This is a genomic window from Rhodanobacter sp. FDAARGOS 1247 (genome assembly GCF_016889805.1).
Classification (GTDB): Bacteria; Pseudomonadota; Gammaproteobacteria; order Xanthomonadales; family Rhodanobacteraceae; genus Rhodanobacter.
The window spans coordinates 2,490,312-2,517,281 of the sequence record NZ_CP069535.1 but is presented as its reverse complement, the minus strand read 5'-3'; the positions used below and the strand labels follow the sequence as shown (position 1 = coordinate 2,517,281).

Here is a 26,970-nt window from a genome sequence, read left to right as displayed (position 1 = left end):
GATGAGCGGCCCACGAAGGTAGGCCGCCCATGGCGCCAGGCACAAATGATCAAGTCAGCGTTGCTTATAACGCTGCACGATGCGGTCGCCGATCATCTGCAGCACCTGCACCAGCACGATCAGCAGCACCACGGTGACCAGCATGTAGTCGGACTTGTAGCTAAGATAGCCGTAGCGGTAGGCCAGGTCGCCGAGGCCGCCGGAGCCGATCGCCCCACCCATGGCGGTGTAGCCGACCAGGGCGATCGCGGTGACCGTGATGCCGGCGAACAGGCCGCCGCGGGCTTCGGGCAACAGCACGTGGCGGACGATCTGCCACAGGCTGGCGCCCATCGCCTGGCTGGCCTCGATCACGCCTTGCTGCACTTCGCGCAGCGCGGTTTCCACCAGCCGCGCGAAGAACGGCGCGGCGCCGATCACCAGTGGCGGGATCGCGCCGCGGATGCCCAGTTTGGTGCCGACCAGGGCGTAGGTGACCGGCATCAGCACGATCATCAGGATGATGAACGGCACCGAGCGCAGGACGTTCACCAGCAGCGAGGTCACCGCGTAGAGCTTCGGCATCGGCCGCAGCTGGCCCTTGCCGGTGAGGTACAGCAACACGCCCAGCGGCAGGCCGATCAGCACGGTGAGCGCCAGCGAGCCGCCCAGCATCAGCAAGGTGTCGATGCAGGCGCGGCCGATCTCGCCCCAGTCGTCGATGTTGGGGAAAAGTTTCTGCAGCGGACTCATCGTGGCAGCTCCTCGATCTCGATGCCGGCATCGCGCAGCGCGGCCAGTGCGATTTCCACCTGTTCGCCCCGCATCGCCAGGGTGAGCTGACCGTAGGGCAGATCCTTGATGCGGTCGATGCGCCCGGCCAGGATGTTGAATTCCACGCCGGTTTCTCGCGCCACCCGGCTCAGCGACGGGGTCAGCGTGGCGTCGCCGCGGAAGCTCAGGCGCACGATGCGGCCGGACACCTGGGCGAATGGCGTGTGTTCGCTGGCCGCTTCCTCGGGCAAGGCCTCGTTGACGAAGCGCCGGGTCGTCGGGTGCTGCGGGTGCAGGAACACGTCGGCCACCGGGCCGTGCTCGACGATCACGCCGGCGTCGAGCACCGCCACGCGATCGCACACGCGGCGCACCACGTCCATCTCGTGGGTGATCAGCACGATGGTGAGTTTCAGCTCGCGGTTGATCTCGGCCAGCAGCTCCAGCACCGAGGCGGTGGTCTGCGGATCGAGCGCGCTGGTGGCCTCGTCGCAGAGCAGGATGGACGGCCGGTTGGCCAGTGCGCGGGCGATGCCCACGCGCTGCTTCTGGCCGCCGGAAAGCTGCGACGGGTATTTGTCCGCGTGGTCGCTCAGGCCCACCCGCGTCAGCAGCTCGTCCACGCGGGCCTGCAATGCGGCCGCGTCGCGTTCTCCGGCCAGCCGCAGCGGGAACGCCACGTTGTCGGCCACCGTCTGCGAGGCGAGCAGGTTGAAGTGCTGGAAGATCATGCCGATCCGGCGTCGCTGCGCACGCAGTGCCGGCTCGGCCAGCGCGGTCATCTCAGTGTCGTTCACGAAGATGCGCCCGCCGCTGGGTCGTTCGAGCAGGTTGATCAGCCGTATAAGCGTCGATTTGCCGGCGCCGGAAAGACCGATGATGCCGAACACTTCGCCATCGGCAATGTCGAGATCGAACGGCTGCAATGCAGGAATGTCCCTGCCGTCGACGCGGTAGGACTTGTGGACATCGACGAAACGGATCACGGCGTGGGCCTGGCCAGCGGGTGGATGCGGCATTCTATGCCACGGGCCCGGCCACCGATGGCGTATGCTGCCGGATTGACCCATCAACACGGAGTCCGACCATGTCCAGCGTCTACGATTTCACCGTTCGCGATATCGAGGGCCAGCCGCGCTCGCTGGCCGAGTGGCGCGGCAAGACGCTGCTGATCGTCAACGTGGCCTCCAAGTGCGGCTTCACTCCGCAGTACAAGGGACTGGAGACACTGTGGCAGGACCAGCGCGACCAGGGGCTGGTGGTGCTGGGCTTTCCGTGCGACCAGTTCGGTCACCAGGAACCCGGTGACGAGGCCGAGATCCGCAACTTCTGCAGCACCCAGTACGACGTGACCTTTCCGGTGTTCGCCAAGATCGAGGTGAACGGCGAGCACGCCGATCCGCTGTACAAGTGGCTGAAGAGCGAAGGCAAGGGCATCCTGGGCAGCGAATCGATCAAGTGGAACTTCACCAAGTTCCTGGTCGATGCGGAAGGCCAGGTGGTCAGGCGCTACGCCTCCACCGATACGCCGGAGAAGATCGGCAAGGACACCCTGGCACGACTCGGCGGCTGATGGGCGGAAGTGGCCGCCCCGGGCCACGGAACACGGGATTCGCGGGTCCCGCGTGACCCGTGTTCCGGTCCACCGCAGGCGCCTTGGCGGCCTCTGCTAAACTGCGTGGTTCATGTCGGCGATGTGGCCGGCGAACCCGAACCCGATCGCGAGATGACCATGCAGATTGCCCAGAACTCCGTAGCCGCCTTCCATTACACGCTGACCGACGACGAAGGCCAGGTCATCGACAGCTCCGCCGGTCGCGAGCCGCTGACCTACCTGCATGGCCAGGGCCATATCGTGCCGGGCCTGGAAAAGCAGATGGAAGGCCGTTCGGTGGGCGACAAGTTCGACGCCCACGTGGCGCCCGAGGAAGGTTACGGCGTGCATCACGCCGAGCTGATGCAGCAGGTTCCGCGCGAGGCGTTCCAGGGCGTCGAGGACATCCAGCCCGGCATGCAATTCCAGGGCAACGGTCCGGAAGGCCAGATCAACGTCACCGTGAGCAAGGTCGAGAACGGCGTGGTGTTCATCGATGCGAACCATCCGCTGGCGGGCAAGACCCTGCACTTCGCGATCGAGGTGACCGACGTGCGCGACGCCACCGCCGAAGAGCTGCAGCACGGTCACGTGCACGGCGCCGGTGGCCATCACCACTGAGTTTGCGCCAGTCGCGACGCGGCACCGATGAACGAAGGCCCGGCAGCTCGCCGGGCCTTCGTCGTCTTCAGTACCAGTCGAGCAGCGAAATGCCCACGCCGAGGTAGGTGGCGTTGTGGTTGTAGTCGATCAGGCTTTCGCCATAGCCCTTGAACACTTCCATGTAGCCGCGCAGGTTGCCGGCCATCGGGAAGCTCCAGCTGAACCGCGCCGCGCCATGGCTGCGGCTGCCGCCGCGCATCGAGTGGCGCAGCATCATGCCGAATTCCTGGCCGCGCCATTCATGCACGATCTGCACTTCGCCGCGCCCCATGTAATCGCTGATGTCGGGGTTGTCGTCGTCGCTGCGCGATTCCGGGATGCGCCACCACGGACGCAGCATCACCGTCCAGCCGTCGCGTTCGAAACCGACATCGGCGATCACCCGGTTCCAGCTGCGCGACAGCGGGTCGCCGCGGCCGTTCGACTGGTGGTCCACGCCAATGCCCAGCAGGCGGCCCGTCCAGCCGAACACCTGGTAATGGGTGTCGAACACCAGCATCGCCTCGGGTTCGTAATCGGTCTCGCGGAACGGGCGCGACAGGGTCGAGTTGTAGACCTGCCAGCGCGATGACTGGGTGTAACCCACCCACAGGTCGCCGGCGTCACCGAACACGCCTTGCCATACCTTCGCCTTCAGGCTGAGCTGGAATTTCGCCTCGACGTTCTGCAATTGCTCGCTGGTGCCACTGACCGTGTTGTCGGGGCTCGGGCTGTGCGGCTGGTTGTTCTGGTGGCTGGTCATGAACGCCGGCATCACGTAGACCGGGTTGTAGCCGCGGATGTTGAAGGTGCCCAGCTTGCTCTCCGGCGACAGCTCCCAGCGGCTGTCCAGCAATGACAACGGCTGCGCCACCTCGCTGTTGCCCGGCTCGTCGGCAGACGCCCGCTTGTCGTCGCGGCCGAATATCTCCGGCGTCCGGGTGCTTGCATCCACGCGCTTGCGGGCCACCGGCAGGTTGACGCGTCCGGTGGCGTGGTCGTAGCAGGCGAGGCGTTGCGCATCGCTCTCGATCGCCGTGCAGCCGCGGATGTCGGTGGGGTCCGGATTCTGTGCATGCACGGAAGCGGCGGCGCAGAAGCCGCCCAGGGTTACGGCCGCGGCCGCCATCAATGGCTTCATGTGGAGCGGATTCCTGGATGGGGCGCAGCAGTCTAGCGGAGCCGGTGTCGACTGTGGATGAGGGGCGAGCGGGCATGACCGGCGCCGGCCCGGGCGGCCGGCGCCTTCGCTGCAAACTTATTTCTGCGCCGTCCAGCGCTGGTACTCGTCCTTGCTGATGCGGCCGTTGCGGTTGTGGTCGGCGTAGATGAAGTCGTTGGCCAGCAGGGGATAGGCTGAGGCCTGATCCTCGGTGATGTAGCGGGCGCCGTCGGACAACTGCTCGAACGAGGGCGCCGGCCCGGCCGGTGGCGGCGTCGGCATGCTCGAATGCACGGTCAGCTCGCCGCTCGGCGTATTCATGGTGGCGGTGGTCTGGTCGGCGGGCATGGGCGCGGTGTCCTGGGGCATCGTGCCTTGGGTTGTCGTGTCTTGGGGAGTCGTGCTCTGAGGTGTCGTGTCTTGGGGCGTCGTGTCCTGGGCGATCACCTGGCCCGCCAGCATCAGGGCCGAGGCGGCAAGGGCGGTCAACAGTGGTTTGCGATATTTCATCATCGGAACTCCATGCCAAAATGATCGGGTGAAGTTGGCGGGTGCCGGAAGCGCCCGCAGCGATCGAACGAAGTCCACGCTAGCAGGGGATTTGTAAATGCCGTCTCAAGGTTTCAGTCACGAAGGCGTGAAGAATCGGAGCCGTTGGGCAGCGCTTCAGCAAGCCGCCACATGTTGAAGCTGACCCAGGCCAGAGCCATGCAGCTGGCCGCCCAGGGCCTGTTGCAGCCGCCGAAGCGGCGGCCGCGACGGGCAGACCTGGTGGCTGCCATCGAGCGCATGCGGATGCTGCAGATCGATACCATCCACGTGGTGGCACGCAGCCCGTACTTCGTCCTGCATTCGCGCCTGGGCGATTACCCGATGGCGTGGCTGGACGAGGCGCTGGCACAGGGACAACTGGCCGAGTGCTGGGCGCACGAGGCGTGTTTCGTCAGTGCCGCCGACATCGCCTGGCATCGGGGCGGGCAGGATCATCGCAGCCATCATTGGGCGCATCGCAATGCGCAGCGCGTTCATCGCGAGCACCGCAAGGACATGGATGCATTGCTCGCGGGCATCCGCGCCTCCGGCCCGGTTCGCGCCGCGGATTTCGAGCGCCGCGGCGCCGCCGCCCCGTCGGGGTGGTGGGAGTGGAAGCCGGAGAAGCGCTGGCTGGAGGCATGGTTTGCCCTGGGCGAACTGATGGTGGCCCGGCGCGACAGGTTCCAGCGCGTCTACGATCTCGCCGAAAGGGTGCTGGCCGGGCTCGACCCGCCGTTCGACGCCGCGCTCGCCTTCTCGGCGGCGCAACAGCGCCGGCATTTCATCCTCGAAACCGTGCGGGCGCTGGGCGTGACGCCGGCGGGGTGGATTGCCGATTACTTTCGGCTCAAGCCCCGGGTCAGCGATCGTGAACTGGCTCCGCTGGTGGAAAGCGGCGAATTGCTGGCGGTGCCGGTCGAAGGCTGGAGCACGCCCGGTTATGTGCACCGCGAGCATGCCCAATGGCTGGACAAGGCGCTCGCCGGGAAGCTGCGCGCCACCCTTACCACGCTGTTGTCGCCGTTCGATCCGCTGGTCTGGGATCGCAGCCGCGCGCTGGCGATGTTCGGCTTCGAATACACGATCGAGTGCTACACGCCGGCCGCGAAGCGTCGCTATGGCTACTTCGTGCTGCCGATCCTGCATCGGGGACGCCTGGTCGGCCGGCTGGACGCCAAGGCGCATCGCGCCACCGGCGTGTTCGAGGTCAAGGCCTTGTTCCTCGAGCCGGACGCAAAGGCCGAACCGACGCTGGTGAGTGCCGTGGCCAGGGCCATCGCGGCCACCGCGGCATGGCACGGCACGGAAAGGATCAGGCTGGGAACCACCCAACCCGCGTCGCTGGCGCGGCTGCTGCGTGCGCAGTGGCGAGCCGCCCAGGTGAAGCTTGCCGATCCGGGCTGAGCGGTTCTTACGGTGTGCTGGCCGCAGGTGCGGGATTTTCCGCGCAGGACTTCCCGTCCAGTGCCTGGCGCAATTGAGTGGACAGCGAATTGCAGCGCGCCGCGAGTTGTGGCCGGATGGACGGGTTCCTCGAATCGCGCAGCAGGCTGCTGCGCATCGCTTCGTAACGCGACTGCAACTGGTCCGGCGCATAGATGTCCGCGGCGCGATGGCAGGCAAGATAACTCGACAGGTAATCGTCGCAGGCGGGAATCCCGGTCTCGCCCGTCGACTCTGCCTGATCGCTGCCCGCGCTGGAGGTGCCGGACGTGTTCTGGTGCCGGGCGCGGCTGGCCGGCGCGGGCGTGACGGCGCTCGTGCCGGTGGTGCCGGTGGCCCGGGTGGTCGGGTGTTCGGCGCAGCCGGCCAGCAACAGGCCGGCAAGCGCGCCAACCAGGATCGGGCGGGGCAGATTGGGCATGTCGGTCTCCTCGGGTGTCTGGGTCGTGGGCGGTTCCATGCACGCAGGGAACCGGCCGGCTCCGGCTACTAGACCGCGCGGCCAGTCAAGAAAACCTGAATTTCCAGCTGCCATCGCATCGGCACCCATGCATGCGGACGTGATTCGCGTGCCCGATGGCGCCATGCATGGCGCCATCGGATGGGCAATCCGGGGGGCTTGCGCTTCGGTTGGTCCGCGACGGGAATCCGGCATTTTCCGGCGCCATGCCGGACCGGGGCTTTTCCACGGCGTGCAACAGGGCGGGCAGATTGATTTGTCGATCCGACCCGGCGAAACGAATCGCCGGGCCGGGGAACCTGTCGGTACTAATGCTGGCCATGACAGGAAAACCGCGCAGGGATGTCCGGTTTTCCCTTCAGGAAATATCCTCCTGCGGCGCCGCTTGACAAATCACTTGCCGGCAAAAAATCCGTTATGCTTGGCGCGCTGCGTCTGCTTGGCTACAAGAGTGCCCGGTAGGGATTTCCTGAATCCGACTGTTGCACCGGACCCTGCATGCTCAGTAAAACCGTCGGCCCGTTGGGGCCGGTTTGTCTCAGCGTTCGGATTAGGATCGGAGTGAGTCATGGCGGATCGTGAAGTAGGTACTGTGAAGTGGTTCAATGACGCCAAGGGTTTCGGCTTTATCAGCCGCGATAATGGCCCTGACGTGTTCGTGCATTTTCGCGCCATCACCGGCTCGGGTTTCAAGAGCCTGCAGGAAGGTCAGAAAGTGAGCTTCAATGTCGTGGACGGGCAGAAGGGCTTGCAGGCCGAAGACGTTACCCCCGTTTGATCGCGGTAGCGGAACCTGTATGAAGGGCCGGCGCAAGCCGGCCCTTTTTTGTGGTCGACGCGGCGATTGGTTAGCCTGTGGGAATGTCCAATCCTTCTTTTGACGACGCTTCCGCGGTCACCCCGCTGGTGATCCCGGTCACCGCCGCCGACGGCGCGCACTTCGAATTGCTGGCGGTGTTGCCGTCCGGTCCCTGCCAGCGGCTGCTGTACTGGCTGCCGGCGATGGGCATTCCGGCCCGTCACTATCTGCCGCTGGCCCAGGCGCTGGCCGAACGCGGTGTCGCCGTGGTGCTGCACGAATGGCGCGGCATCGGTTCCAGCGATCGCCGCGCCGGTCGCCGCTGCGACTGGGCCTATCGCCAGCTGCTGCAGGATGACCTGCCTGCCGGCATGGCGCTGCTGGAAGCGCGCTGGCCGCAGGCGCGCAAATGGCTGGGTGGTCACAGCCTGGGCGGCCAGCTGGCGCTGCTCTACGCGAGCCTGCATCCGTCGGTGTTCGCCGGGCTGTTGCTGGTGGCCAGCGGCTCCCCGTACTGGCGGCGCTTCCGGCATGGCTGGCTGATCGCCGCGGCCTATGCGCTGGCGCCGTGGCTGGCACGACTGAGGGGCCATCTGCCGGGCCGGCGCATCGGCTTCGGCGGCAACGAGGCGCGTGGCGTGATCGACGACTGGGCGCGCAGCGGCCGCAGCGGTCGCTATGCCGCCACGGGCATGTCGCAGGACTTCGAGGCGCAACTCGCCGCCCTGCAACTGCCGGTGCTGGCGCTGCGCCTGAAGGAGGACTGGCTCGGTCCGCAGGCCTCGCTGGAATGGCTGCTGGGCAAGCTGGGTGCGGGCATCCGGCAGATCGAGGTGATCAGCCGTGATGATCTGGGTGGCAAGCCGGCCGACCACTTCGGCTGGATGAAAACGCCGGCGCCGATCGCGGCGCGGATGGCCGAATGGTTCGCCGTGGAAGATGCGCTGTTCGCCGAACACGCCCGGTCGACGGCTTGATTCCCGGCGCCGTCGCCCGGATGTCGACCCTTTCGATCCGATGGATGCCCCGATGAACCTGTTCGATCCGTTCCAGCAACGCAGCCTGACCTTGCGCAACCGGCTGGTGGTTTCGCCGATGTGCGAATACTCGGCCACCGATGGCGTGCCGAACGACTGGCACCTGGTGCACCTGGGCAGTCGCGCGGTAGGCGGCGCCGCCGTGGTGATCGCCGAGGCATCGGCGGTTTCGGCGCAGGGACGCATCTCGCCGCAGGACGCCGGCCTGTGGAACCAGGCCCAGTTGCAGGCGTGGCAACCGATCACCCGCTTCATCGGCGCACACGGGGCGATCGCCGGCATCCAGCTGGCCCATGCCGGGCGCAAGGCCAGCACCTTGCGTCCCTGGGACGGGCATGGTCCGGTGCCGGCCGGGCAGGGTGACTGGCCCGTCGTGGCGCCCTCGGCGCTGCCGTTCGACACCGGCTGGAACGTGCCGCTGGCCTTGGACGAGGCCGGCATCCAGGCGGTGATCGCCGATTTCCGCGCCGCGGCGGCACGCGCGCTGGAGGCCGGCTTCCAGCTGGTCGAGGTGCATGCGGCGCACGGTTACCTGCTGCACCAGTTCCTGTCGCCGCTGAGCAACCGGCGCGACGACCGTTACGGCGGCAGCTTCGAAAACCGCACCCGGCTGACCCGTGAAGTCGTGGCCGCCGTGCGCGAGGTGTGGCCGGACGAGTTGCCGTTGTGGCTGCGCGTGTCGGCGACCGACTGGGCCGACGAAGGCGGCTGGGACGCGGCGCAGAGCGTGGAACTGGCGCGCATGGTGAAGCCCCTGGGCGTCGACCTGATCGACGTTTCCAGCGGCGGCCTGCTGCCCCACGTGAAGATCCCGCTGGGGCCGGGTTACCAGGTGCCGTTCGCCGCGCAGATTCGCCGCGAGGCCGACATCGCCACCGGCGCCGTGGGCCTGATCACCGAGGCCGAACAGGCCGACCGGATCATCGCCGATGGCGAGGCGGACCTGGTGCTGATCGCCCGCGAAAGCCTGCGCGACCCCTACTTCCCGCGGCGGGCGGCACAGCAACTGGGCGCAAAAATCGTCGCGCCGGCGCAATATCAGCGGGCCTGGTAAGGAGCACATGATGGAAAGTCGTCCCCAGTTGATCGCCGACGCCCGCGAGCACGACCTCGGCGACGGCTTCGTCGTGCGTCGCATGCTGCCGGTGCTGCAGGCGCGCCACGTCGGTCCGTTCGTGTTCTTCGATCACATGGGGCCGGCGAGTTTCCCGGCGGGCAAGGGCATGGACGTGCGCCCGCACCCGCACATCGGCCTGGCCACGGTGACCTGGCTGTTCGACGGGGCGATCCGCCATCGCGACAGCCTGGGCAGCCTGGCCGACATCCGCCCAGGCGAGGTCAACTGGATGACCTCCGGTCGCGGCATCACCCACTCCGAGCGCACGCCGCCAGATGAGCGTGCCGCAGGCCAGAAGCTGCACGGCATCCAGGTCTGGGTCGCCCTGCCGCAGGCCGATGCCGAGGTGTCGCCGGAATTCCACCACCATGATCGCGAGGCCTTGCCGCGGATCAGCGGGCCGGGCGTGGAAGGCGTGCTGATCGCAGGCAATGCCTACGGTCAGCGTTCACCAGTGAAGGTGTTCGCGCCGATGTTCATGCTGGAAGCAAGCCTGCAGGCCGGCGCCGAGCTGGCCTTGCCGGCCGGGCACGCCGAGCGCGGCGTGCATGTGATCGAAGGCTCCGTGAGCTGGGGCGAACTGAAGATCGCCAAACACCAGATGGCGGTGCAGGCCGGCGACCAGCCGCCTCCGTTGCGTGCCAGCGAACCAAGCCGGTTGATCCTGTTCGGCGGTGCGCCGCTGGATGGCGAGCGCCACCTGTGGTGGAACTTCGTGGCCAGCACCCGCGAGCGCATCGAGCAGGCCAAGGCGGACTGGAGCGAAGGGCGCTTTCCCACCGTGCCCGGCGACGAGGACGAATTCATTCCGTTGCCGGCGTAGGCCCGTATCCCGCAAGGATGCGGCAGAATCGGGCCGTCCACACCGCGGAGCCTCGCCATGTCCGGCTACAGCAGTTTTGCCGAGTTCTATCCGTTCTACCTCGGCGAGCACGGCAACCGCCGCTGCCGCCGGATGCATTTCATCGGCAGCAGCCTGGTGATCGCGGTGGTCGTGCTTGCCGTGTCCAGCGGGCAGTGGCGCTGGTTGTGGCTGGTACCGCTGTGCGGCTACGGCTTCGCCTGGATCGGCCACTACGTGTTCGAGAAGAACCGCCCGGCGACCTTCAGGCATCCGCTGTACAGCCTGGCCGGCGACTGGGTGATGTACGCCCAGATGCTGCGCGGCAAGATCCCGTTTTGATTTTCGCCCTCCCCCTGCGTGCCCCTAAAGGGACTTCCTTCGGTCGCAGGGCGGGCCGGGGTGGGGTCGCTCTTCAACCTCAGCGATACTGCTGATGGCAGCTCTTGCAGGTTTCGCCCACCGGCTTGATGGCGGCCACCAGCGCCTCGCAACTGGCTGGCGCGGCCTGCACCGCCTGCTGCAGCTGGGTCTGCAGTTTGCCGGCGTCGTCGGTGAAGGTCTTCTCGCTGATGCCGAACACCGGCGTGATGTCGCTGGCGGTTGAGGCGAGGCGTTCCAGGTGGTGCTGCACCCTGGCCGGCTCGCACTGCTTCGCCTTGATCGCGTTTTTCAGTTCGCCCACGTGATAACCCATGGTATCCATGACCGCCTTCGGCATGGGATTGCGTGCGCTCAGCGCGTTCATCACGTTGACGGTGCCGATCACGCCGATCACCAGGCCAAGCAGGATCATCAGGGCTGCGCGCATGGATTGAGGTTCCGATCATGAAGGGAAAGCCAAGGATACCCTGCGCCGACGCACCCGTAGCCACCGTCCACGATAAAATGTCCGCTCCCCACAGCAAGGCCCGCCCGTGATCCGTCCAACGATGACCCGATGCCGCAACGGCGGCCCGCGATGAGCGAGCCGAACTTCCCGGCCGAACGCTTTGCCGGCGTCGAGCGCCTGTACGGCAACGGCAGCGTGGCCACGCTGGCGCAGGCCCATGTGTGCGTGATCGGCATCGGTGGTGTCGGTTCGTGGGCGGTCGAGGCGCTGGCGCGCAGCGGCGTGGGCCGGCTCACCCTGATCGACGCCGACGAGGTCTGCGTATCCAACACCAACCGCCAGCTGCACGCACTGGATGGCGAGTACGGCAAGACCAAGGTGGGCGTGATGGCTGCCCGCGCCCATGCGATCAACCCGACCATCCGGCTGGAGGCGGTCGAGCGTTTCCTCACCACCTCGACCCTGGACGAACTGCTCGACCGCGGCTACGACGTGGTGCTGGATGCCTGCGATGCGTTCCGGGTGAAGCTGGAAACCATCGCCTGGTGCCGCCGGCGCAAGCTGCCGATCGTCAGCGTGGGTTCGGCCGGCGGGCGCACCGACCCCACCCAGATCCGCGTGCGCGACCTGTCGCGCACCGAGCACGACGCGATGTTCAGCCTGATCCGCAAGAAGCTCCGCGCCGACTTCAACTTCCCCCGCAACGCCAGCCGCTACTTCGGCGTTTCAGCCGTCTATTCGCTGCAGAACGTGCAATACCCGCAACCGGACGGCACCGTGTGCGGCACCCGCCCGCCGGGCGGCGATTCGCTGAACCTGGCCTGCGGCGGCGGCCTGGGCGCGGCCACCCACATCACCGGCGCATTCGCCTTCGCGGCGGTGGGCAAGGTGATCGAGAAGCTGCTGGGGAAAAGCGAGAAGTGAGTGAAGATGGGCGAGAAGTGAGTGAAGAGCCTGCTTTCTCCCTTTTCTCACTCCTCTTCACTCACTCCTGCTCCGTCACCAGCCCATGTACTGCCCGCCGTTGATCGCCAGGTTGGCGCCGGTCATCCAGCAGGTTTCCTCGCCGGTGAGAAAGGCCACGGCGTGGGCGATCTCTTCGGGCTTGCCCAGGCGGCCCAGCGGGATCTGCGCCTCGATCTTGGCGCGCACTTCTTCCGGCACGGCCATCACCATGTCGGTGGCGACGTAGCCGGGCGATACCGTGTTGACGGTGATGCCGAACTTCGCGTTCTCCTGCGCCAGCGAGATGGTGAAGCCGTGCATGCCGGCCTTGGCCGCCGCGTAGTTGGCCTGGCCGTACTGGCCCTTCTGGCCGTTGATCGAGCTGATCTGCACGATGCGGCCCCACTTGCGCGCACGCATGCCGTCGATCACCGCGCGGGTGACATTGAAGCAGGCGTTGAGGTTGGTGTTGATCACGTCCGTCCACTGCTGGTAATTCATCTTGTGGAAGGTGGTGTCGCGGGTGATGCCGGCGTTGTTGACCAGGATCTCGACCGGGCCGCACTTCTCCTCAATCGCACGCACCATCGCCGTGCAGGCGTCCGGGTCGGTGACATCGCCGGCGACCAGGCAGACATCGATGCCCTCGGCCGCCATCGCCTGGCGCCAGGCCTCGGCCTTGTCCGGGTCACGGTAATTGCTGGCCACCCGGTGCCCCTGCCTGGCCAGGTAGCGGACGATTGCGCTGCCGATGCCGCCGGTACCGCCTGTGACCAATGCCGTACGCTGAGTCATTTCCCTGAATCTCCTGTTCGGTTAGGCGCGAATGCGATCGCGCCGAAGCATGGCAGGCGCATGTTTCAGCCGTCCCCTGGTTGCCTCGACGCGTTGCGTAGTTATAGCCGTTCAGCCGACAGAGTGACCGCTGCAATGCGGCAAATGCGCCGGATCGAAATGCGCCAGTGCATGCTGCAGCAAATCGTCCACCCCGCACGCGGCGTGCGGCAGCGGCAACTGCAGGAAGACGAGGGCGCGTCGCAGTGCCGGCACGGGGTCGGACGGGTCGACCGGGAACGCCTGTGCGGACTTCGACAGCTTGGTGCCGTCCCTGTCCAGCACCAGCGGCAGGTGGCGATACGCCGGTGTCGGCAGGCCCAGGCAGCGCTGCAGCCAGATCTGGCGCGGCGTGGAATCGAGCAGGTCCAGTCCGCGCACCACCTCGGTAATGCCCTGGAAGGCGTCGTCCACCACGCAGGCCAACTGATAGCTGTACAGGCCGTCGGCCCGGCGCAGCACGAAGTCGCCCACCTCGTTGCGCAGGTTCTGCCGCTGCGGGCCCTGCAAGGCATCCTCGAACGCGACGTCGAGGTCCGGCGCGCGCAAGCGCCAGGCCGGCGGATGATCGGCCTGCGGCGAAGCAACGCAGCAGGCATCGCGATGAAGGCCGTCGCCGCGCGCCAGTTCACTGCGGCTGCACCAGCAGGGAAACAGCGCGTTGGCGGCACGCAGTTGCCCGATCGCCGCCGCGTACGCTTCCGTTCGCGTCGACTGGAACAGCGCCGGCCCGTCGGCGACCAGGCCGAACGCGGGCAGCGCCGCCAGGATGCCTGCCGCCGAACCGGCAACCTCGCGCGGCGGATCGATGTCCTCCACCCGGACCAGCCATTCGCCGCCGGCATGCCGCGCGCACAGCCAGCTGCCCAGCGCGGCGACCAGCGAGCCGAAGTGCAGTTGTCCGGTGGGCGAGGGGGCAAAGCGGCCGCGATAAGTCATCGGCGCATCTTAAATGCCGCTCCGGACCCTTGAAAGCGCGCCTTGCCGCCCCGAATCTTCGACCATCCACCATTCCCCTTCATGACTGCCACAAGAGAGACAGCCATGCGCCGCATCGCGCTATTCATCGCCACCAACCTTGCCGTCCTGCTCCTGCTGAGCATCGTCTGCCGCCTGTTCGGCATCGACCAGATGGCCGCCGCCCGCGGCTACGGCGGCATGGGCGGCCTGCTGGCCTTCGCCGCCGTGTTCGGCATGGGCGGCGCCTTCATTTCGCTGGCGATGTCCAAGATGATCGCCAAGTGGTCCACCGGCGCCCGGGTGATCGAGCAGCCGCAGAACGAGACCGAGCGCTGGCTGGTCGACACCGTGCGTCGCCACGCGCAGAACGCGGGCATCGGCATGCCCGAGGTGGCGATCTACGACGCGCCGGAGATGAACGCGTTCGCCACCGGCATGACGAAGAACAGCTCGTTGGTGGCGGTGAGCTCCGGCCTGCTGCAGCAGATGGATCGCGAACAGGTCGGCGCCGTGCTCGGCCACGAGATCGGCCACGTCGCCAACGGTGACATGGTTACCCTGACCCTGATCCAGGGCGTGCTGAACACGCTGGTGATCCTGGCCGCCCGCATCGTCGGCCGCGCGGTGGACAGCTGGATGAGCGGCGGTCGCGACAACCGTGGCGGCGGCATCGGCTACTTCGTGGTGGTGATGGTGCTGCAGGTGGTGTTCGGCCTGTTCGCCTCGATGATCGTGGCCGCGTTCTCGCGCTGGCGCGAGTTCCGCGCCGACCAGGCCGGCGCGCAGTTCGCCGGCCGCGGCGCGATGATCTCCGCGCTGCAGCGGCTCAAGGTCAACCACGGTGAAAGCACGCTGCCCAACACCATCGCCGCGTTCGGCATCTCCGGCCCGCTGGGGGAAGGCTTCAGGAAACTGTTCATGAGCCACCCGCCGCTGGACGAGCGCATCGCCGCGCTGCAGAAGGCCGGCTGATTGCAGCTTTACTCCCTCCCCTGCTTGCAGGGGAGGGCTGGGGTGGGGTGCTCTTGAGTTTGTCCGGAGGGCCTAAAATCAAGAGCTACCCCCTCCTGACCTCCCCCTGCAAGCAGGGGGAGGAATCACTTCCATCGTCAACGCAACTCTGGAACATCCACGCATGAACGCACCCGCCGAAACCCGCAAGTTCGAAGCCGAAGTCGCCCAGGTCCTGCACCTGGTCACGCACTCGCTGTACTCGCACAAGGAAATCTTCCTGCGCGAGCTGATCTCCAACGCCTCCGACGCCTGCGACAAGCTGCGCTTCGAGTCGATCGCCAACCCGGCGTTGTCGGCCGGCGACAGCGAACTGCACATCGACGTCAGCTGGGATCCGGACGCGCGCACCGTCACCGTGCGCGACAACGGCATCGGCATGACCCGCGATGAAGTCGTGGCCAATATCGGCACCATCGCCAGCTCCGGCACGCGCCGCTTCCTGGAAGCGATGAGCGGCGAGCAGAAAGCCGACGCGCGGCTGATCGGCCAGTTTGGCGTGGGCTTCTATTCCGCCTTCGTGGTGGCCGACAAGGTCACCGTGATCACCCGCCGCGCCGACGCGCCGGCAGGCGAGGGCGTGAAGTGGGAGAGCGACGGCAAGGGCGAGTATTCGCTGGAACAGGTCGAGCAGGCCGATCGCGGCACCTCCGTCATCCTGCACCTGAAGGCCGACGAAGACGAATTCCTCAAGCGCTGGCAGCTGCGCTCGCTGATCACCCGCTACTCCGACCACGTCGCCTTCCCGATCCGCATGCCCAAGGAGAAGGACGACAAGCCCACCGACGAATTCGAAACCATCAACGCCGCCTCGGCGCTGTGGACCAAGCCGAAATCCGAGATCAGCGACGAGGACTACCAGAGCTTCTACAAGTCGCTCGGCCACGACTTCAACGACGCGCTGGCGTGGACGCACAACCGCGTCGAAGGTAGCCAGAGCTTCACCACCTTGCTGTACCTGCCGTCGCAGCCGCCGTTCGACCTGATGATGGGCGGCCGCGACGAGCGCAAGGGGCTCAAGCTCTACATCAAGCGCGTCTTTATCATGGACGCCGCCGAAGAACTGCTGCCGAACTACCTGCGCTTCGTGCGCGGCGTGGTCGACGCCGACGACCTGCCGCTCAACGTCAGCCGCGAAATCCTGCAGCACAACCGCCAGCTCGACCGCATCAAGGCCGCCTGCGTGAAGCGCGTGCTCGACCTGATCGAGAAGCTGGCGAAGGACGAGCCGGAAAAATTCGCCACCTTCTACAAGGCCTTCGGCAACACGCTCAAGGAAGGCATCAGCGAAGACGCCAACAACCGCGAGCGCATCGCCAAGCTGCTGCGCTTCGCCAGCACCAAGGGCGAAGGCACCGCGCAGAACGTTTCGCTGGACGACTACATCGGCCGCATGGCCGTGGGCCAGGACGCGATCTGGTACATCACCGCCGACAGCTACGCCGCCGCTGCCGGCAGCCCGCAGCTGGAAGCGTTCAAGGCCAAGGGCATCGAAGTGCTGCTGATGTCCGACCGCATCGACGAGTGGATGATCGGCAGCTTGAGCGAGTACGAAGGCAAGAAGCTCAAGAGCGTGGCCAAGGGCGACGTGCCGCTGGACGAAGCGGACAAGAAGAAGCAGGAGGAGGCCACCAAGGAAGCCGAGCCGCTGCTGAAGAAGCTCAAGCAGCTGCTGGGCGACCGCGTGGGCGAAGTGAAGGTGTCGGCGCGCCTCACCGATTCGCCGTCCTGCCTGGCCCTTTCCGATTACGAAATGGCCCCGCACCTGGCCCGCCTGCTGCGCGAAGCCGGCCAGGACATGCCGGAGTCCAAGCCCACCCTGGAGATCAACCCGCAGCACGCACTGGTCAAGCGCGTCGAGACGGAAGCCGACGAAGCCAAGGCCCGTGATCTGGCCACCCTGCTGCTGGAGCAGGCGGAGATTTCCGCCGGCGCGCAGCTGCCCGACCCGGCGGCCTTCGTGCAGCGGATGAACCGGGTGTTGCTGGGCTAAGGCGCGCTGCATCTTGCCGAGAAAAGCCCGCCCATCGGCGGGCTTTTCTTTGGCGGAAACCCCGGCGCAACCGGGCACCTTGCCTCCATCCCCGTTCTCCCCTAGCGTGCGCCGACGGTCTCGGGGATCAAGCGGTGAAAGTGTCGATCGGCAAACGGCTGTTCTTCGCGGTACTGCTGGCCTTCCTCGTGGTGGCGGGGATCGGCGTGGAGCTGGTGCGCTGGAAATTGTCGAACCGCGCGCCACGTCCCTCGACCGATATGCAGGAGGTCAGTGGGCTGGTGGAGCAGCTGTCCGCCCGCTATCGGAAGCACGGCGACTGGTCGTTTCTGCCGGCCAGCCCCGACCAGCGCCGACGCTGGTTCCTCGACCGCGCGATGGGCGCCGAGGCGGATGGCACATCGGTCGCCCGTGACCGGGCATCCCCCAACCTCGACTACCGCATCGGTTTGCTGGACGTTCGCCGGCGCCGTCTCGCCGGGGTCATCGCGAGTCCGGCACTGGTGGCGATCGCCTCGATCGATACCGTGCAGCGATCGGTCGTCGTCGACGGCGTCGAGGTGGGCTATCTCGTCGTGGCCAGATCGCAGAACCCGGACGACGACCTGGCCATCGCGTTTCTGCTGGAGCAACAGAAAAACCTGCTGCTCATCGCCGCCATCGGCGTGTTGTTGAGCGCGCTTGCTGCCGCCTTGCTGGCAGCGCATTTCCGCAAGCCGATCCGGCAACTGGTCGACGGCACGCGCCGGCTGGGCCAGGGGCATTTCGACGTGCAGCTGCCGACCCGGCGCAGCGACGAACTGGGCGAGCTGGCAGCCACGTTCAACCGGGTCGCCGCCAGGTTGAAGAACACCGAACGCTGGCGCCAGCAATGGGTGGCCGACACCTCGCACGAACTGCGCACGCCGCTTTCGGTGCTGCGTGCGCAGCTGGAGGCGCTGCAGGACGGCATCCGCGCCGCCACGCCCGACACCGTTGCGCTGATGTTGCAGCAGGTGCTGTCGCTGACCGCGCTGGTCGATGACCTGCATGAACTGGCGCGGGCCGACCAGGGCCAGCTCCAGTACGACAAGGCGACGGTGGATGCCTGGGCCGTGGTGACGGACGTGTTCGCGAGCTTCGGCGAGAAATTTCGGGCGGCCGGGCTCACCGCGTCCATCGGTGCCGCGCCGTCGTCGTCAACCGTGCTCGCGGATGCGACGCGGCTGCGCCAGGTGCTCGTCAACCTGTTCGAAAACAGCGTGCGCTACACCGACGCGGGTGGGCGCATCGAAGTCCGTGGCGAGCGGTTCGAACACGAGTTGCGCATCATCATCGACGACTCGGCACCCGCCGTTCCGGCCAACCTTGTCGAGCATCTGGGTGAACGTTTCTTCCGCGTCGAGCCATCGCGCAACCGGCAGTTCGGCGGCACCGGCCTGGGCCTTGCGTTGAGCCGACACATCGTCGAAGCGCACGGCGGGCGCCTGAGCTTCGCCGCCTCCGCGCTCGGCGGCCTGCGCGTCATCATCGTGCTGCCGCTGGAAGGTTAATGAGCGCCACCATCCTCATCGTCGAAGACGAAAGCGAACTCGCCGCGATCGTGGCCGACTACGTCAGCGCGGCCGGCTACCAGGCGCAGGTGATCGGCGATGGCAGCGTCGCACTGGCCAGTATCCGGCATCACGTGCCCGACCTGATCGTGCTGGACCTCATGCTGCCGGGCCTCGACGGTCTGTCGCTGTGCAGGACGGTGCGCGGGTTTTCCGCGGTGCCGATCATCATGGTCACCGCGCAGGTGCAGGAGATCGACCGGCTGCTCGGCCTGGAAACCGGCGCCGACGATTACCTGTGCAAGCCCTTCAGCCCGCGCGAACTGGTCGCGCGGATCAAGGCCGTGTTGCGTCGCTCGGGTCCGGCAGCGGCACGCACGCCACTGCTCGACCTCGATGCCGATTCGCGCACGGCGCGTATCCACGCCCAACCGCTGGAGCTGACGCCGACCGAGTTCAGCCTGCTGGCTGCGATGGCCAAACGCCCGGGCACGATCTTCTCGCGTGCGCAACTGCTCGACCTGGTCAGCCGCGACAATCTTGAAGTCACCGATCGCGCAATCGACAGCCACATCAAGAACCTGCGCCGCAAGCTCGCCGTGCACCTGCCGGAGGTCGACGTGATCCATTCCGTCTACGGGCTCGGCTATCGGCTGGAGCTCTGAGAGGTTGTGATTTTTCAACCTCTCAGGCCGGCCATGGATTGCCGGGCGCGGAGCAGTCACGCAAGTGACTGATTCGCGTGAGTACGTCCGGGCGTGTACCGGACGTGCGATGGAAGAAAACCACAGGAAGTGGTTTTCTTCACAGGCTCCGAGCCGCTTCCATAATCCCTCCACATTCCTTCGCCACCCTGCGCCCGTCGATCACCGACGAACCTGACGAGGAATGCAGAGATGAGCAAGAAGATGAAACGGATCGCCGCGCTGGCCGGCGCCGTCGCACTGACCGGAGCCGGGCTGGTGCTGTTCGGCATGCCCGGCCACGCGCAGTCCGGGCCGCCACAGAAAGACATGACGGTCGACAAGGCCATGCGCAGCGAGGTGGTGGAAAGCATCATCGCCAACCTGAATCAGTCCTACGTCTTTCCGGACAAGGCCGCCGCGATGGGGAAGAGCCTGCGCGCCCAGCTGCAGCACGGCGACTTTGATGCTATCACCAGCGCCGACAAGCTCGCCGACAAGTTGACCGAGACACTGCAACACGACAGCAACGACAAGCACCTTGAGGTGCGTTACTTCGAACACGCGATCGCCCAGGGCGACGACCAGTCCGACTCCGCCGAGAACAAGGCCGCCGAGCTGGCCGAAGGCAAGCATTTCAACTTCGGCATCAACGGCGTCGATCGCCTGCAGGGCGACATCGGCTACATCGACCTGCATCAGTTCGGCCGGCCGGCGATGGTCGCCACGCGCATCGCCGCCGCCATGACCCTGATGAGCGACACCGGTGCCCTGATCATCGACCTGCGCCACTGCGGCGGCGGCGATCCGGAAAGCGTGATGCTGTTTGCCAGCTACCTGTACGACAAGCCGACCCATCTCAACGACGTCTACTGGCGCGACGAAAACCGCACCGAGCAGCGCTGGACCACGGCCACCGTTCCCGGCCCCCGCTATGGCCAGTCGCGCAAGGTCTACCTGCTCACCAGCAGCGACACGTTCTCCGGCTGCGAGGATTTCGCCTATGCGCTGAAGAACAACCAGCGCGCCACCCTGATCGGCGAAACCACCGGCGGCGGCGCTCATGGCGGCGGACCACACCGGCTGGCTGCGCACTTCATGATGTTCGTTCCCTCCGGACGCCCGATCAGCCCGGTCACGCACACCGACTGGGAAAATGTTGGTGTGGTGCCGGACGTCCATTCTTCGGCGAAGAAGGCGCTGGACCTCGCGCAGGTGGCCGCGCTGAAGGCGTTGATCGCGGGGGAGAAGGATGAGGATTGGCGGCGGAGGTTGAAGGAGCGGTTGGGGGAGTTGGAGTGAGCTGATAGGACACTAGCCGTAGCGATTCAGTTAGCTCCGGCGGCCTTTCATACTTGGCTGTGATCCCGGCGAGAGCCGGGATCGTTCTATCTTTCCTCATCGTCATTCCGGAGAATGCAGAGATCGCGCCACTTCCCGGATCGTCATCCCGGCGAAGGCCGGGACCGCACTCGCCTCTGCTGTTCATGGCGAGAAGTTTTCGTCCGCCTTCGGCAGGCATCGGGTAACCGCTCCTGCGTTGCTTCAACTCTGGCAGGAGCCGACATCCTGTTGACTCTCGCTACGCGGCCTGTCGCCCCGACTCCCCGCCGCACAGTGGCCCCGGGTAGAGCGGTGGCGGGCCATCCCGACTCGCAACGCAGTGTCGAAGAACTATCTCCGTTCGCTATTGCCGCCCGGGTGCTTACAAGCGATCAACGATAACCATGTCCTCGATCTGATCGCTTTGGGTGCCAAACCTTTCAAGAAAGGCACGAGCGAATCGGTCCTTAGGCTTGTCACTCGTGCGATCAGGGTCGTGATTGAGGTGGCGGTTGAGGCTGCCAATGAAAAGATCGGCCAACTGAATAAAGTCGATACAGGGAGTAGCGTGATCTGCTCTCGCGGTGTACCGGACGTTGCGCCATGATGGGATCGCCGAAATTTCCTGCAGGGACGCATATGACGAACGAATCACTTACGTATGCACTGATTGAAAAAGAGATCGATCAGTACGCCAAGGACGTCAGGGATGACAAGCCGGGCTTGGTGGAGCGTTTGGCGTTGGGAACGACGATGGTGTCGTGGCTACCATTGCTGGTTGCAACCCAATTTGCGAAGTCTCGGACTGCGGCGTTTGCCCTTGGTGCATGCACTGTGATCTTGCTGGTCGTGCTGGGAGTCGGCGTGTATTGTTTTGTCCAACGTGAGTGGCGGACGTTCCACCGCAGGCACGACAAGTTATCTCGCGAGCTGGATCGGGACTATGACCAGTGGCGAATACTGGTGGCTGATATGAGGCATTTCCCAAGGGCCGAGCTGGCGCGTCGACTTCGCTACTTGAGCGCACGAAAGTCGTCCCTTTCCTATCGGATGGGGCTCTTCACAGGCAGTGTGAACCGCTTAGGCATCTTGCCGCTATTGGCGATTCTCTACCTGCAGCTCAAGGACTGGCGCTTTGGCGATTGGCAGGCACTAGCGCAGGTACATGTGGTTGGCGGCCTGCTGCTGTGGGCGCTTTTTCTGGCCTATCTTCTCTCGTGGTGGCTGGTGGGGCTGAGTACGCGCTGGGATGCCTATGAGGCGCTCCTGATCGAAGCTGCACATGAGGAATGAACCATTGCTGGTCGGCATCCTTCTCGGCACGCCGGGCTTTCTTCTCCGCGGCCCAAGCAAATAACTCCGCAGCCCGAGCTTTTTACTCGGTGCGTCGAGTTCGCCCGTTCGGTCGGTCGAGCTTTTTCCTCCGCAGCCCGGGCAAATAGCTCCGTGTCCCGAGCTTTTTGCTCGACGCGTCGAATTCAAGTGCTCGGTGTGCCGGGCTATTTTCTCGAACCGCCGAGTTGTTTTCTCTACCGATTGAGCTTTGTTCTCGGCGCTCCGAACAAGTAACGCCGAAGTTCGAGTTCTTTCTTTGCCCTTCGGATTTGCCAGCTCGGCGTGCCGCGGTGGGGCTGGAACGAAGGAAGTTAAACGCGCTCTAGGTTTGCATTTCGCTGGAGTCGGTAGCCCAATGCGTCGCAAGACTCAGGCAAACAAGGGGCCTGGTGCACTGTTGATGCTTTGCCCGCGACTAGCTGGTCAGCTGCGCTAGATAGGACACCGGGTCTAGTTGGCAATGTACGGCGATGGCGCCAGGCAGGTCGAAGAGGCGGGGGCGCTCGCGGAAGTCGAAAAGGCGATACAGCCGATAGGATTCTGCATCGGTCTCCGAACGTGCCAGTTCGTTTCGGCTGACGAAGAAGGGTGTCAGTTCGCCGAAAGACGTGGTCTTTACCTCGATCAACCGCTCACGACCGTTTTCCTCAAAGGACAGTACGTCGTAGCCGAGGCCGTCACCCTGCGTGGCTGAGACGTGTTCGACGCGTTCGCTCAGCGACTTCATGCCGGCTGCGTATAGACGCCGGGCTTCAAGTTCCATCACGAACTGCTCGCCGGCGAGACCCAATGAACGATTGCGTGCTTCTTGCGCCAGATAGTCACGTTTGGCCGGAGAAAAGCGAGCCGCGTAGCCTGCGGGCGATTCCCTTACTTGGGTTGCCGCTTTTGGTATGGGAACCCAGATGGCTGTCGGGTTTTCAATGGACGCGACAGTCGCGGGACGTTCGACGGCAGCTTGTACTGCTTCCTGCAGGGCGATATTGCTCTGAAGCTGGGATTCCACCACTTCCATCAGCAATAGTTGGTAGTTCGCCAAGCTTTTGTAACCCGTGACCGTTGGCCAGCCAAGTTCATTCATGACCGCGCTGATGTTACGAAACTTGTATTCAACGGATGATTTGCTTCTGCCATCCAGCCGCTGCACTAACTCGTGGATGCGATTGGACTTGTTGAACTGCTGCCCGTTGAGTTCAAGTGCGAGCATATGCAGGTAGTCGGCTACACAACTCTCTACCTCCAATCGCGACCAGTCTTCACCCGTTGCCATGCCTCGGCTCCCGCCATGCCCATTTGATGTGCGGCCAGGTTAGGGCAAAACGGAACGTGGGGTGCGTTTTTCGTAATGAGGTTTGCATTGCCACGTGCAGGTGAAGCGGGACCCTCGTCTCAACGCCGGGTTGAGAGGCGCTTCCGGACTAGCGTGAGCAACCAACCAAAGGCATAGAGCAACACGAACGTGGGCCCGGCCAGATACAGATAAGCCTCCGGCCACGACAGTCTGGCCAGCGCCGGACCGAATCCCAGCCCAGCCGCGAGGCTGCCTTGCAGGGCGATCGGGATTTGCGCGAAGACGAATTGACCCTTGGGGTCGCCGTGGGCGGTCAGGGCAAATCCCAGGCAGACGAGGATGGCCAGCAGGTAGGTGAGGCAGAGGGCGGTGCCGATCTTGCTCATGGGCTCTCGGGTTTGAGTGGGGTGATGCGCGTCAGGCTTCCCGGATGAAGTCGACGAACGCTCTTAGCGGCGACGGCAAATGACGCCGCCCTGCGTAATACAGCAACGGCCCGCTGAAGCGCTGGCACCACGGTTCCAGCACCGGCACCAGTGCACCGCTGTCCAGATGCGGCTGCAGCCAATCCTCGAACAGGTGGACGATGCCGAGTCCGTCGAGCGCGGCCTGCACGGCCAGATCGAAGGCCGCGCCCGTGCGTACCTGCAGCGGACCGGACGGGTCGACGCGCACGATTTCGCCGTCGCGCTCGAACTCCCACAGCGGTACGGCGCCACCGGAAAACTGGCCGCGCAGGCAGGCGTGTTGCAGCAGGTCGCGCGGGTGTTCGGGCGTGCCGTGGGCTTGCAGGTAAGCGGGCGCGGCGGCGGTGACCAGGCGTTGCGTGCGCGGGCCGATCGGCAGCGCGATCATGTCCTGCGCCAGCCGCTCGTCGTAGCGGATGCCGGCATCGCAGCCGCTGGCCATCAGGTCGACGAAGCTGTCTTCCACGATCACTTCCAGCCGGATCTCGGGGTAGCGCTTGAGGAAGGGCGTGACGATGCCGGGCAATACCGTGCGCGCCACGTTCGCCGGCACGTTGATTCGCAGCGTGCCGGCGGGGCGGTCGCGGAAGTGGTTGACCACGTCCAGCGACGCTTCCACTTCGGCCAGGGCGGGCGCGAGCCGCTCGGCCAGTCGCGCGCCGGCTTCGGTGGGCGAGACGTTGCGTGTGGTGCGATGGAGCAGGCGCAAACCGAGTCGGCTCTCCAGCCGACGCACTGCCTCGCTCAACTTGGAGGCGGAGTCGCCGCCGCTGCGCGCTGCCTGCCGAAACCCGCCGGCTCGCAGCACGGCGAGGAACGCCTGGAGATCCTGCAGCTCTGTCGCCATTGTCCCGTTCTCCGCACGACCCGTATGGATTGTGGCGGATTATCAGGAGGGCGTGGCCTTCCTATAGTTCATCCCGTCCCTTCATCCTCCCCGGAGAAACATCATGAGCAAGCTCGCACAGGCAGGCACGTTTTCGCTCGGCGACCGCACGGTCAACCGCATGGGTTACGGCGCCATGCAGCTGGCAGGGAAGGGCGTGTTCGGCCCACCGAAGGATCACGCGGCGGCGCTGGCGGTGCTGCGCGCCGCGGTGGAGGCCGGCGTCAATCACATCGACACCAGCGACTTCTACGGACCGCACGTCACCAACCGGATCATCCGCGAGGCGCTGCACCCGTATGCCGACGAGCTGGTGATCGTGACCAAGGTCGGCGCGCTGCGCGGCGACGATGCGTCCTGGCGTCCGGCGCAGAGTCCAGCCGAACTGGTGCGGGCAGTGCACGACAACCTGCGCAACCTCGGCCTGGATGTGCTGGATGCGGTCAACCTGCGCGTGATGGGTGACGTGCACGCGCCCAGCGAAGGCAGCATCGAAGCGCAGTTCAGTGCGCTGGCGGAATTGCGCCAGCAGGGGCTGATCCGCCACCTCGGCCTCAGCAATGCCACCGCCAGCCAGGTCGCCGAAGCGCAGCGCATCGCGCCGGTGGTCTGCGTGCAGAACCAGTACAACCTGGCGCATCGCGACGACGACGACTTCATCGACGCGCTCGCCCGTCAGGGTGTGGCCTACGTGCCGTTCTTTCCGCTGGGCGGCTTCAGCCCGCTGCAGTCGCGGACGCTGTCCGAGGTGGCGGCACGGCTGGAGGCCACGCCGATGCAGGTGGCGCTGGCGTGGCTGCTGGCCCGGTCGCCCAACGTCCTGCTGATTCCCGGCACGTCGTCGGTCGTCCATCTGCAGGAGAACCTGGCGGCGGCCGGGCTGCGGCTGGGCGATGAGGTGATGGCCGAACTGGATGGCATCGGTCGGGGCTGATCCGGCTTCCGGTCTTGGCCACGTCATGGACGAATGCGCCGCGGCACCTCGTGTCGCGGCGCTAGCGGTTGTCCGGATCGGACTTCACCGCCAGGTTCAGCAGTTTTCCCCTGGCGTCCAGTTCGACCAGCACGATGCGCGTATCGCCGTCAGGCCCCACGCGATACACCGAGCGCACGGCGCCGTCGTGTTCGCCACGCTTGATCAGCCGCAGCGGTGCGGCGTCCCACTTCGCGGGCAACTGGCTGCGCATGTCGATCGCGTCGTCGGGATCGAAGGCGTAACCGGCGTCGGGGTCGAACTCGCTGGCGAGGTTCTCGCCGGCCAGTAGGCGTTGCAGCACGTCGCGGGCGTGGGCGGCGATCTCGGGCTTGTCGTCCTTGATCGCGGGATTCGGCTTCGGCATCAGCGCCGGTTCCACCAGGCCGGCGATGACGTGGGACATGTAGACGGGGCTGGCGTGAGCGGCGTCCAGGTTGGTCAGCACCACCACGGTCAGCTTGTCGTCGACGTAGCGGTTGATGGTGCAGGTGAAGCCCTGCCACGCACCGCTGTGCTGGATCACCCGATGGCCGTTCATGCTGTCGCTGGCCCAGCCGAAGCCGTAGTGGCTGGCGTTGGGCTGGCCGTCGTTGAGCACGAAGGGCGTCCACATCGTGTCCAGCGATTTCTTGCTGAGCAGGCGCGTGCCGTACAGCGCGCGATCCCATTTCTCCAGGTCGACCACGTTGAAGTAGAGCGTGCCGTCCGCGGTGGAATTGAGGCTGGGCGACACCCAGGTCTGGTTCTTCAGCTGGCCACCGACGATCTGGTAACCGGCTGCGCGGCCGGGGATGATGTCGCGCTCGGAGATGCCGCGGGTGGAGACCATGCCCAGCGGCGCGAAGATCCGCTGATGCATGAAGTCGCGGTAGTCCTGGCCGGTGACCTTGTGGATCAGCACGCCGAGCAGGGCGTAGTTGGTGTTGCGGTAGTCCCAGCGCTCGCCCGGCCTGAATTCGATCGGCAGGGTTTCGATCTTCTTCACCAGCTCGTCTTCGGTGAAGTCCTTGCGCGGGTCGAACAGGCCTCCGGGCTGCGTGCGCGAGGGATCTTCGTACTCGGCCAGGCCGGAGGTGTGCGACAGCAGGTTCTTCACCCTGATCGGCTTCCAGCTCGCCGGCGCACCGGTGAAGTATCGGGTGATGCTGTCGTCCAGGCTCACCTTGCCCTGTTCCACCAGCATCATCACCGCGGTGGCGGCGAACTGCTTGCCGACCGAGCCGGACTGCATCAGCGTGGTCGGCGTGACCGGCGCCTGCCATTCGATGTTGGCCAGGCCGTAGCCTTTCACCAGCAGCGCGTGGCCATCGCGATAGACGCCCACTTCGGCACCGGGAACATGCTGGCGCGCCATCTCGGCGGTGACATAGCGATCGATGGCGGCGATCTGTGCGGGCTTCAGCTCGGCCGCGGGTGTGGGTGCCGGCGTCGTGGCGCCGAGGAGCAGTGCGGCAAGCAGCAGGTTGCGTGTCAGGGACATGGTGGGTGATTGCTGCCACTGGTCAGAAGGGTTCGTATTC

At 65.7% G+C, this 26,970-nt stretch carries 29 protein-coding genes; 17 read left to right on the top strand and 12 right to left on the bottom strand.

The genetic code is table 11. From position 1 onward, the window contains the following. Positions 1-54 precede the first annotated feature (54 nt). Both I6J77_RS11525 and I6J77_RS11520 read right to left on the bottom strand, forming a co-directional pair. Positions 55-732, bottom strand: a complete 678-nt coding sequence (locus I6J77_RS11525) for a methionine ABC transporter permease (RefSeq protein WP_204109096.1) — start codon at positions 730-732, stop codon at positions 55-57. Then, on the bottom strand, positions 729-1,739 hold the full coding sequence (locus I6J77_RS11520; protein WP_204111471.1) for a methionine ABC transporter ATP-binding protein: 1,011 nt from the start codon (positions 1,737-1,739) through the stop codon (positions 729-731). Before I6J77_RS11520 ends, I6J77_RS11525 begins: the two co-directional genes overlap by 4 nt. 101 nt (positions 1,740-1,840) lie before the next feature. Here I6J77_RS11520 and I6J77_RS11515 point away from each other — a divergent pair, with 101 nt between their 5' ends. Together I6J77_RS11515 and I6J77_RS11510 are read left to right on the top strand one after the other, a co-directional pair. After that, positions 1,841-2,326, top strand: coding sequence for a glutathione peroxidase (locus tag I6J77_RS11515; RefSeq protein WP_204109095.1), 486 nt, complete (start codon positions 1,841-1,843; stop codon positions 2,324-2,326). Positions 2,327-2,485: 159 nt separating this feature from the next. Beyond that, a complete protein-coding gene (locus tag I6J77_RS11510) occupies positions 2,486-2,968 on the top strand; it encodes a peptidylprolyl isomerase (RefSeq protein ID WP_040672940.1) in 483 nt (160 codons plus the stop codon). Positions 2,969-3,035: 67 nt separating this feature from the next. Here the strand turns inward: I6J77_RS11510 and I6J77_RS11505 are convergent, their stop codons facing one another. Both I6J77_RS11505 and I6J77_RS11500 read right to left on the bottom strand, forming a co-directional pair. Further along, positions 3,036-4,130 carry a phospholipase A gene (locus I6J77_RS11505; protein WP_204109094.1) on the bottom strand — a complete coding sequence of 365 codons (1,095 nt, stop codon included), beginning with the start codon at positions 4,128-4,130 and terminating at the stop codon, positions 3,036-3,038. Between the two features lie 117 nt (positions 4,131-4,247). After that, positions 4,248-4,661, bottom strand: a complete 414-nt coding sequence (locus I6J77_RS11500) for a hypothetical protein (RefSeq protein ID WP_204109093.1) — start codon at positions 4,659-4,661, stop codon at positions 4,248-4,250. 171 nt (positions 4,662-4,832) lie between these two features. Between I6J77_RS11500 and I6J77_RS11495 the strand changes: the two genes are divergently transcribed. Beyond that, complete coding sequence (locus I6J77_RS11495) at positions 4,833-6,089, top strand: winged helix-turn-helix domain-containing protein (protein ID WP_204109092.1); 1,257 nt, start codon at positions 4,833-4,835, stop codon at positions 6,087-6,089. A 7-nt stretch (positions 6,090-6,096) separates the two neighbouring features. Here the strand turns inward: I6J77_RS11495 and I6J77_RS11490 are convergent, their stop codons facing one another. After that, the gene (locus I6J77_RS11490; protein WP_056717705.1) at positions 6,097-6,549 is read right to left on the bottom strand and encodes a hypothetical protein; all 453 of its coding nucleotides are present in this window, start codon (positions 6,547-6,549) and stop codon (positions 6,097-6,099) included. Positions 6,550-7,156: 607 nt separating this feature from the next. Here I6J77_RS11490 and I6J77_RS11485 point away from each other — a divergent pair. From I6J77_RS11485 to I6J77_RS11465, 5 genes are all read left to right on the top strand, one after another. Further along, on the top strand, positions 7,157-7,366 hold the full coding sequence (locus I6J77_RS11485; protein ID WP_007806273.1) for a cold-shock protein: 210 nt from the start codon (positions 7,157-7,159) through the stop codon (positions 7,364-7,366). An 83-nt stretch (positions 7,367-7,449) separates the two neighbouring features. Beyond that, positions 7,450-8,364: an alpha/beta fold hydrolase gene (locus I6J77_RS11480; RefSeq protein WP_204109091.1), complete on the top strand. Its 915-nt coding sequence runs from the start codon at positions 7,450-7,452 to the stop codon at positions 8,362-8,364. Positions 8,365-8,416: 52 nt separating this feature from the next. Then, positions 8,417-9,478, top strand: a complete 1,062-nt coding sequence (locus I6J77_RS11475; RefSeq protein ID WP_056717703.1) for an NADH:flavin oxidoreductase/NADH oxidase — start codon at positions 8,417-8,419, stop codon at positions 9,476-9,478. 10 nt (positions 9,479-9,488) lie between these two features. After that, positions 9,489-10,364 carry a pirin family protein gene (locus I6J77_RS11470; protein ID WP_204109090.1) on the top strand — a complete coding sequence of 292 codons (876 nt, stop codon included), beginning with the start codon at positions 9,489-9,491 and terminating at the stop codon, positions 10,362-10,364. A 57-nt stretch (positions 10,365-10,421) separates the two neighbouring features. Further along, positions 10,422-10,724, top strand: a complete 303-nt coding sequence (locus I6J77_RS11465) for a DUF962 domain-containing protein (RefSeq protein WP_204109089.1) — start codon at positions 10,422-10,424, stop codon at positions 10,722-10,724. Positions 10,725-10,803: 79 nt separating this feature from the next. Here the strand turns inward: I6J77_RS11465 and I6J77_RS11460 are convergent, their stop codons facing one another. Continuing rightward, positions 10,804-11,193 carry a cytochrome c gene (locus I6J77_RS11460; protein WP_056717701.1) on the bottom strand — a complete coding sequence of 130 codons (390 nt, stop codon included), beginning with the start codon at positions 11,191-11,193 and terminating at the stop codon, positions 10,804-10,806. Positions 11,194-11,343: 150 nt separating this feature from the next. On the opposite strand from I6J77_RS11460, the gene I6J77_RS11455 reads away from it, so the two are divergent. Then, positions 11,344-12,138 carry a ThiF family adenylyltransferase gene (locus I6J77_RS11455; RefSeq protein ID WP_056717700.1) on the top strand — a complete coding sequence of 265 codons (795 nt, stop codon included), beginning with the start codon at positions 11,344-11,346 and terminating at the stop codon, positions 12,136-12,138. Between the two features lie 75 nt (positions 12,139-12,213). Here I6J77_RS11455 and I6J77_RS11450 read toward each other — a convergent pair whose 3' ends face one another. Continuing rightward, positions 12,214-12,954 carry a beta-ketoacyl-ACP reductase gene (locus I6J77_RS11450; protein ID WP_056717699.1) on the bottom strand — a complete coding sequence of 247 codons (741 nt, stop codon included), beginning with the start codon at positions 12,952-12,954 and terminating at the stop codon, positions 12,214-12,216. 111 nt (positions 12,955-13,065) lie between these two features. Beyond that, positions 13,066-13,932: a tRNA glutamyl-Q(34) synthetase GluQRS gene (gene gluQRS / locus I6J77_RS11445; protein WP_204109088.1), complete on the bottom strand. Its 867-nt coding sequence runs from the start codon at positions 13,930-13,932 to the stop codon at positions 13,066-13,068. A 105-nt stretch (positions 13,933-14,037) separates the two neighbouring features. On the opposite strand from gluQRS, the gene htpX reads away from it, so the two are divergent. From htpX to I6J77_RS11410, 7 genes are all read left to right on the top strand, one after another. Further along, the gene (gene htpX / locus I6J77_RS11440; protein ID WP_204109087.1) at positions 14,038-14,925 is read left to right on the top strand and encodes a protease HtpX; all 888 of its coding nucleotides are present in this window, start codon (positions 14,038-14,040) and stop codon (positions 14,923-14,925) included. A gap of 163 nt (positions 14,926-15,088) precedes the next feature. After that, complete coding sequence (gene htpG / locus I6J77_RS11435) at positions 15,089-16,957, top strand: molecular chaperone HtpG (protein ID WP_204109086.1); 1,869 nt, start codon at positions 15,089-15,091, stop codon at positions 16,955-16,957. Between the two features lie 134 nt (positions 16,958-17,091). Further along, positions 17,092-18,489, top strand: a complete 1,398-nt coding sequence (locus I6J77_RS11430; protein ID WP_204109085.1) for an ATP-binding protein — start codon at positions 17,092-17,094, stop codon at positions 18,487-18,489. Beyond that, positions 18,489-19,154 carry a response regulator gene (locus tag I6J77_RS11425; protein WP_204109084.1) on the top strand — a complete coding sequence of 222 codons (666 nt, stop codon included), beginning with the start codon at positions 18,489-18,491 and terminating at the stop codon, positions 19,152-19,154. The genes I6J77_RS11430 and I6J77_RS11425 overlap by 1 nt, the downstream gene beginning before the upstream one ends. A gap of 231 nt (positions 19,155-19,385) precedes the next feature. Further along, positions 19,386-20,474 (top strand): S41 family peptidase, encoded by a 1,089-nt coding sequence (locus tag I6J77_RS11420; RefSeq protein WP_204109083.1) that lies wholly within the window; start codon positions 19,386-19,388, stop codon positions 20,472-20,474. A gap of 361 nt (positions 20,475-20,835) precedes the next feature. Then, positions 20,836-21,102 (top strand): hypothetical protein, encoded by a 267-nt coding sequence (locus I6J77_RS11415; RefSeq protein WP_204109082.1) that lies wholly within the window; start codon positions 20,836-20,838, stop codon positions 21,100-21,102. Positions 21,103-21,134: 32 nt separating this feature from the next. Further along, complete coding sequence (locus I6J77_RS11410) at positions 21,135-21,788, top strand: hypothetical protein (RefSeq protein ID WP_204109081.1); 654 nt, start codon at positions 21,135-21,137, stop codon at positions 21,786-21,788. Between the two features lie 457 nt (positions 21,789-22,245). Here the strand turns inward: I6J77_RS11410 and I6J77_RS11405 are convergent, their stop codons facing one another. The 3 genes from I6J77_RS11405 to I6J77_RS11395 form a co-directional block, all read right to left on the bottom strand. Beyond that, on the bottom strand, positions 22,246-23,100 hold the full coding sequence (locus I6J77_RS11405; RefSeq protein WP_204109080.1) for a DUF3883 domain-containing protein: 855 nt from the start codon (positions 23,098-23,100) through the stop codon (positions 22,246-22,248). A gap of 119 nt (positions 23,101-23,219) precedes the next feature. Next, complete coding sequence (locus I6J77_RS11400; protein WP_204109079.1) at positions 23,220-23,507, bottom strand: hypothetical protein; 288 nt, start codon at positions 23,505-23,507, stop codon at positions 23,220-23,222. A gap of 31 nt (positions 23,508-23,538) precedes the next feature. After that, entirely contained in the window at positions 23,539-24,435 is an 897-nt protein-coding gene (locus I6J77_RS11395; RefSeq protein ID WP_204109078.1) for a LysR family transcriptional regulator, read from the bottom strand. Positions 24,436-24,538: 103 nt separating this feature from the next. Here I6J77_RS11395 and I6J77_RS11390 point away from each other — a divergent pair, with 103 nt between their 5' ends. Beyond that, the gene (locus tag I6J77_RS11390; protein WP_204109077.1) at positions 24,539-25,408 is read left to right on the top strand and encodes an aldo/keto reductase family oxidoreductase; all 870 of its coding nucleotides are present in this window, start codon (positions 24,539-24,541) and stop codon (positions 25,406-25,408) included. A gap of 61 nt (positions 25,409-25,469) precedes the next feature. Here the strand turns inward: I6J77_RS11390 and I6J77_RS11385 are convergent, their stop codons facing one another. Continuing rightward, positions 25,470-26,930 carry a serine hydrolase gene (locus I6J77_RS11385; RefSeq protein WP_204109076.1) on the bottom strand — a complete coding sequence of 487 codons (1,461 nt, stop codon included), beginning with the start codon at positions 26,928-26,930 and terminating at the stop codon, positions 25,470-25,472. Positions 26,931-26,970 lie beyond the last annotated feature (40 nt).

Bases quoted from the DNA above. Each gene is read 5' to 3' on its own strand.
- I6J77_RS11510 (WP_040672940.1), top strand. From the start codon at position 2,486: ATGCAGATTGCCCAGAACTCCGTAGCCGCCTTCCATTACACGCTGACC.
- I6J77_RS11405 (WP_204109080.1), bottom strand. From the start codon at position 23,100: ATGGCAACGGGTGAAGACTGGTCGCGATTGGAGGTAGAGAGTTGTGTA.
- I6J77_RS11515 (WP_204109095.1), top strand. From the start codon at position 1,841: ATGTCCAGCGTCTACGATTTCACCGTTCGCGATATCGAGGGCCAGCCG.
- I6J77_RS11465 (WP_204109089.1), top strand. From the start codon at position 10,422: ATGTCCGGCTACAGCAGTTTTGCCGAGTTCTATCCGTTCTACCTCGGC.
- I6J77_RS11525 (WP_204109096.1), bottom strand. From the start codon at position 732: ATGAGTCCGCTGCAGAAACTTTTCCCCAACATCGACGACTGGGGCGAG.
- I6J77_RS11500 (WP_204109093.1), bottom strand. From the start codon at position 4,661: ATGAAATATCGCAAACCACTGTTGACCGCCCTTGCCGCCTCGGCCCTG.
- I6J77_RS11410 (WP_204109081.1), top strand. From the start codon at position 21,135: ATGACGAACGAATCACTTACGTATGCACTGATTGAAAAAGAGATCGAT.
- gluQRS (WP_204109088.1), bottom strand. From the start codon at position 13,932: ATGACTTATCGCGGCCGCTTTGCCCCCTCGCCCACCGGACAACTGCAC.
- I6J77_RS11475 (WP_056717703.1), top strand. From the start codon at position 8,417: ATGAACCTGTTCGATCCGTTCCAGCAACGCAGCCTGACCTTGCGCAAC.
- I6J77_RS11485 (WP_007806273.1), top strand. From the start codon at position 7,157: ATGGCGGATCGTGAAGTAGGTACTGTGAAGTGGTTCAATGACGCCAAG.
- I6J77_RS11495 (WP_204109092.1), top strand. From the start codon at position 4,833: ATGTTGAAGCTGACCCAGGCCAGAGCCATGCAGCTGGCCGCCCAGGGC.
- I6J77_RS11490 (WP_056717705.1), bottom strand. From the start codon at position 6,549: ATGCCCAATCTGCCCCGCCCGATCCTGGTTGGCGCGCTTGCCGGCCTG.
- htpG (WP_204109086.1), top strand. From the start codon at position 15,089: ATGAACGCACCCGCCGAAACCCGCAAGTTCGAAGCCGAAGTCGCCCAG.
- I6J77_RS11450 (WP_056717699.1), bottom strand. From the start codon at position 12,954: ATGACTCAGCGTACGGCATTGGTCACAGGCGGTACCGGCGGCATCGGC.
- I6J77_RS11390 (WP_204109077.1), top strand. From the start codon at position 24,539: ATGAGCAAGCTCGCACAGGCAGGCACGTTTTCGCTCGGCGACCGCACG.
- I6J77_RS11400 (WP_204109079.1), bottom strand. From the start codon at position 23,507: ATGAGCAAGATCGGCACCGCCCTCTGCCTCACCTACCTGCTGGCCATC.
- I6J77_RS11385 (WP_204109076.1), bottom strand. From the start codon at position 26,930: ATGTCCCTGACACGCAACCTGCTGCTTGCCGCACTGCTCCTCGGCGCC.
- I6J77_RS11420 (WP_204109083.1), top strand. From the start codon at position 19,386: ATGAGCAAGAAGATGAAACGGATCGCCGCGCTGGCCGGCGCCGTCGCA.
- I6J77_RS11470 (WP_204109090.1), top strand. From the start codon at position 9,489: ATGGAAAGTCGTCCCCAGTTGATCGCCGACGCCCGCGAGCACGACCTC.
- htpX (WP_204109087.1), top strand. From the start codon at position 14,038: ATGCGCCGCATCGCGCTATTCATCGCCACCAACCTTGCCGTCCTGCTC.
- I6J77_RS11425 (WP_204109084.1), top strand. From the start codon at position 18,489: ATGAGCGCCACCATCCTCATCGTCGAAGACGAAAGCGAACTCGCCGCG.
- I6J77_RS11455 (WP_056717700.1), top strand. From the start codon at position 11,344: ATGAGCGAGCCGAACTTCCCGGCCGAACGCTTTGCCGGCGTCGAGCGC.
- I6J77_RS11480 (WP_204109091.1), top strand. From the start codon at position 7,450: ATGTCCAATCCTTCTTTTGACGACGCTTCCGCGGTCACCCCGCTGGTG.
- I6J77_RS11395 (WP_204109078.1), bottom strand. From the start codon at position 24,435: ATGGCGACAGAGCTGCAGGATCTCCAGGCGTTCCTCGCCGTGCTGCGA.
- I6J77_RS11505 (WP_204109094.1), bottom strand. From the start codon at position 4,130: ATGAAGCCATTGATGGCGGCCGCGGCCGTAACCCTGGGCGGCTTCTGC.
- I6J77_RS11460 (WP_056717701.1), bottom strand. From the start codon at position 11,193: ATGCGCGCAGCCCTGATGATCCTGCTTGGCCTGGTGATCGGCGTGATC.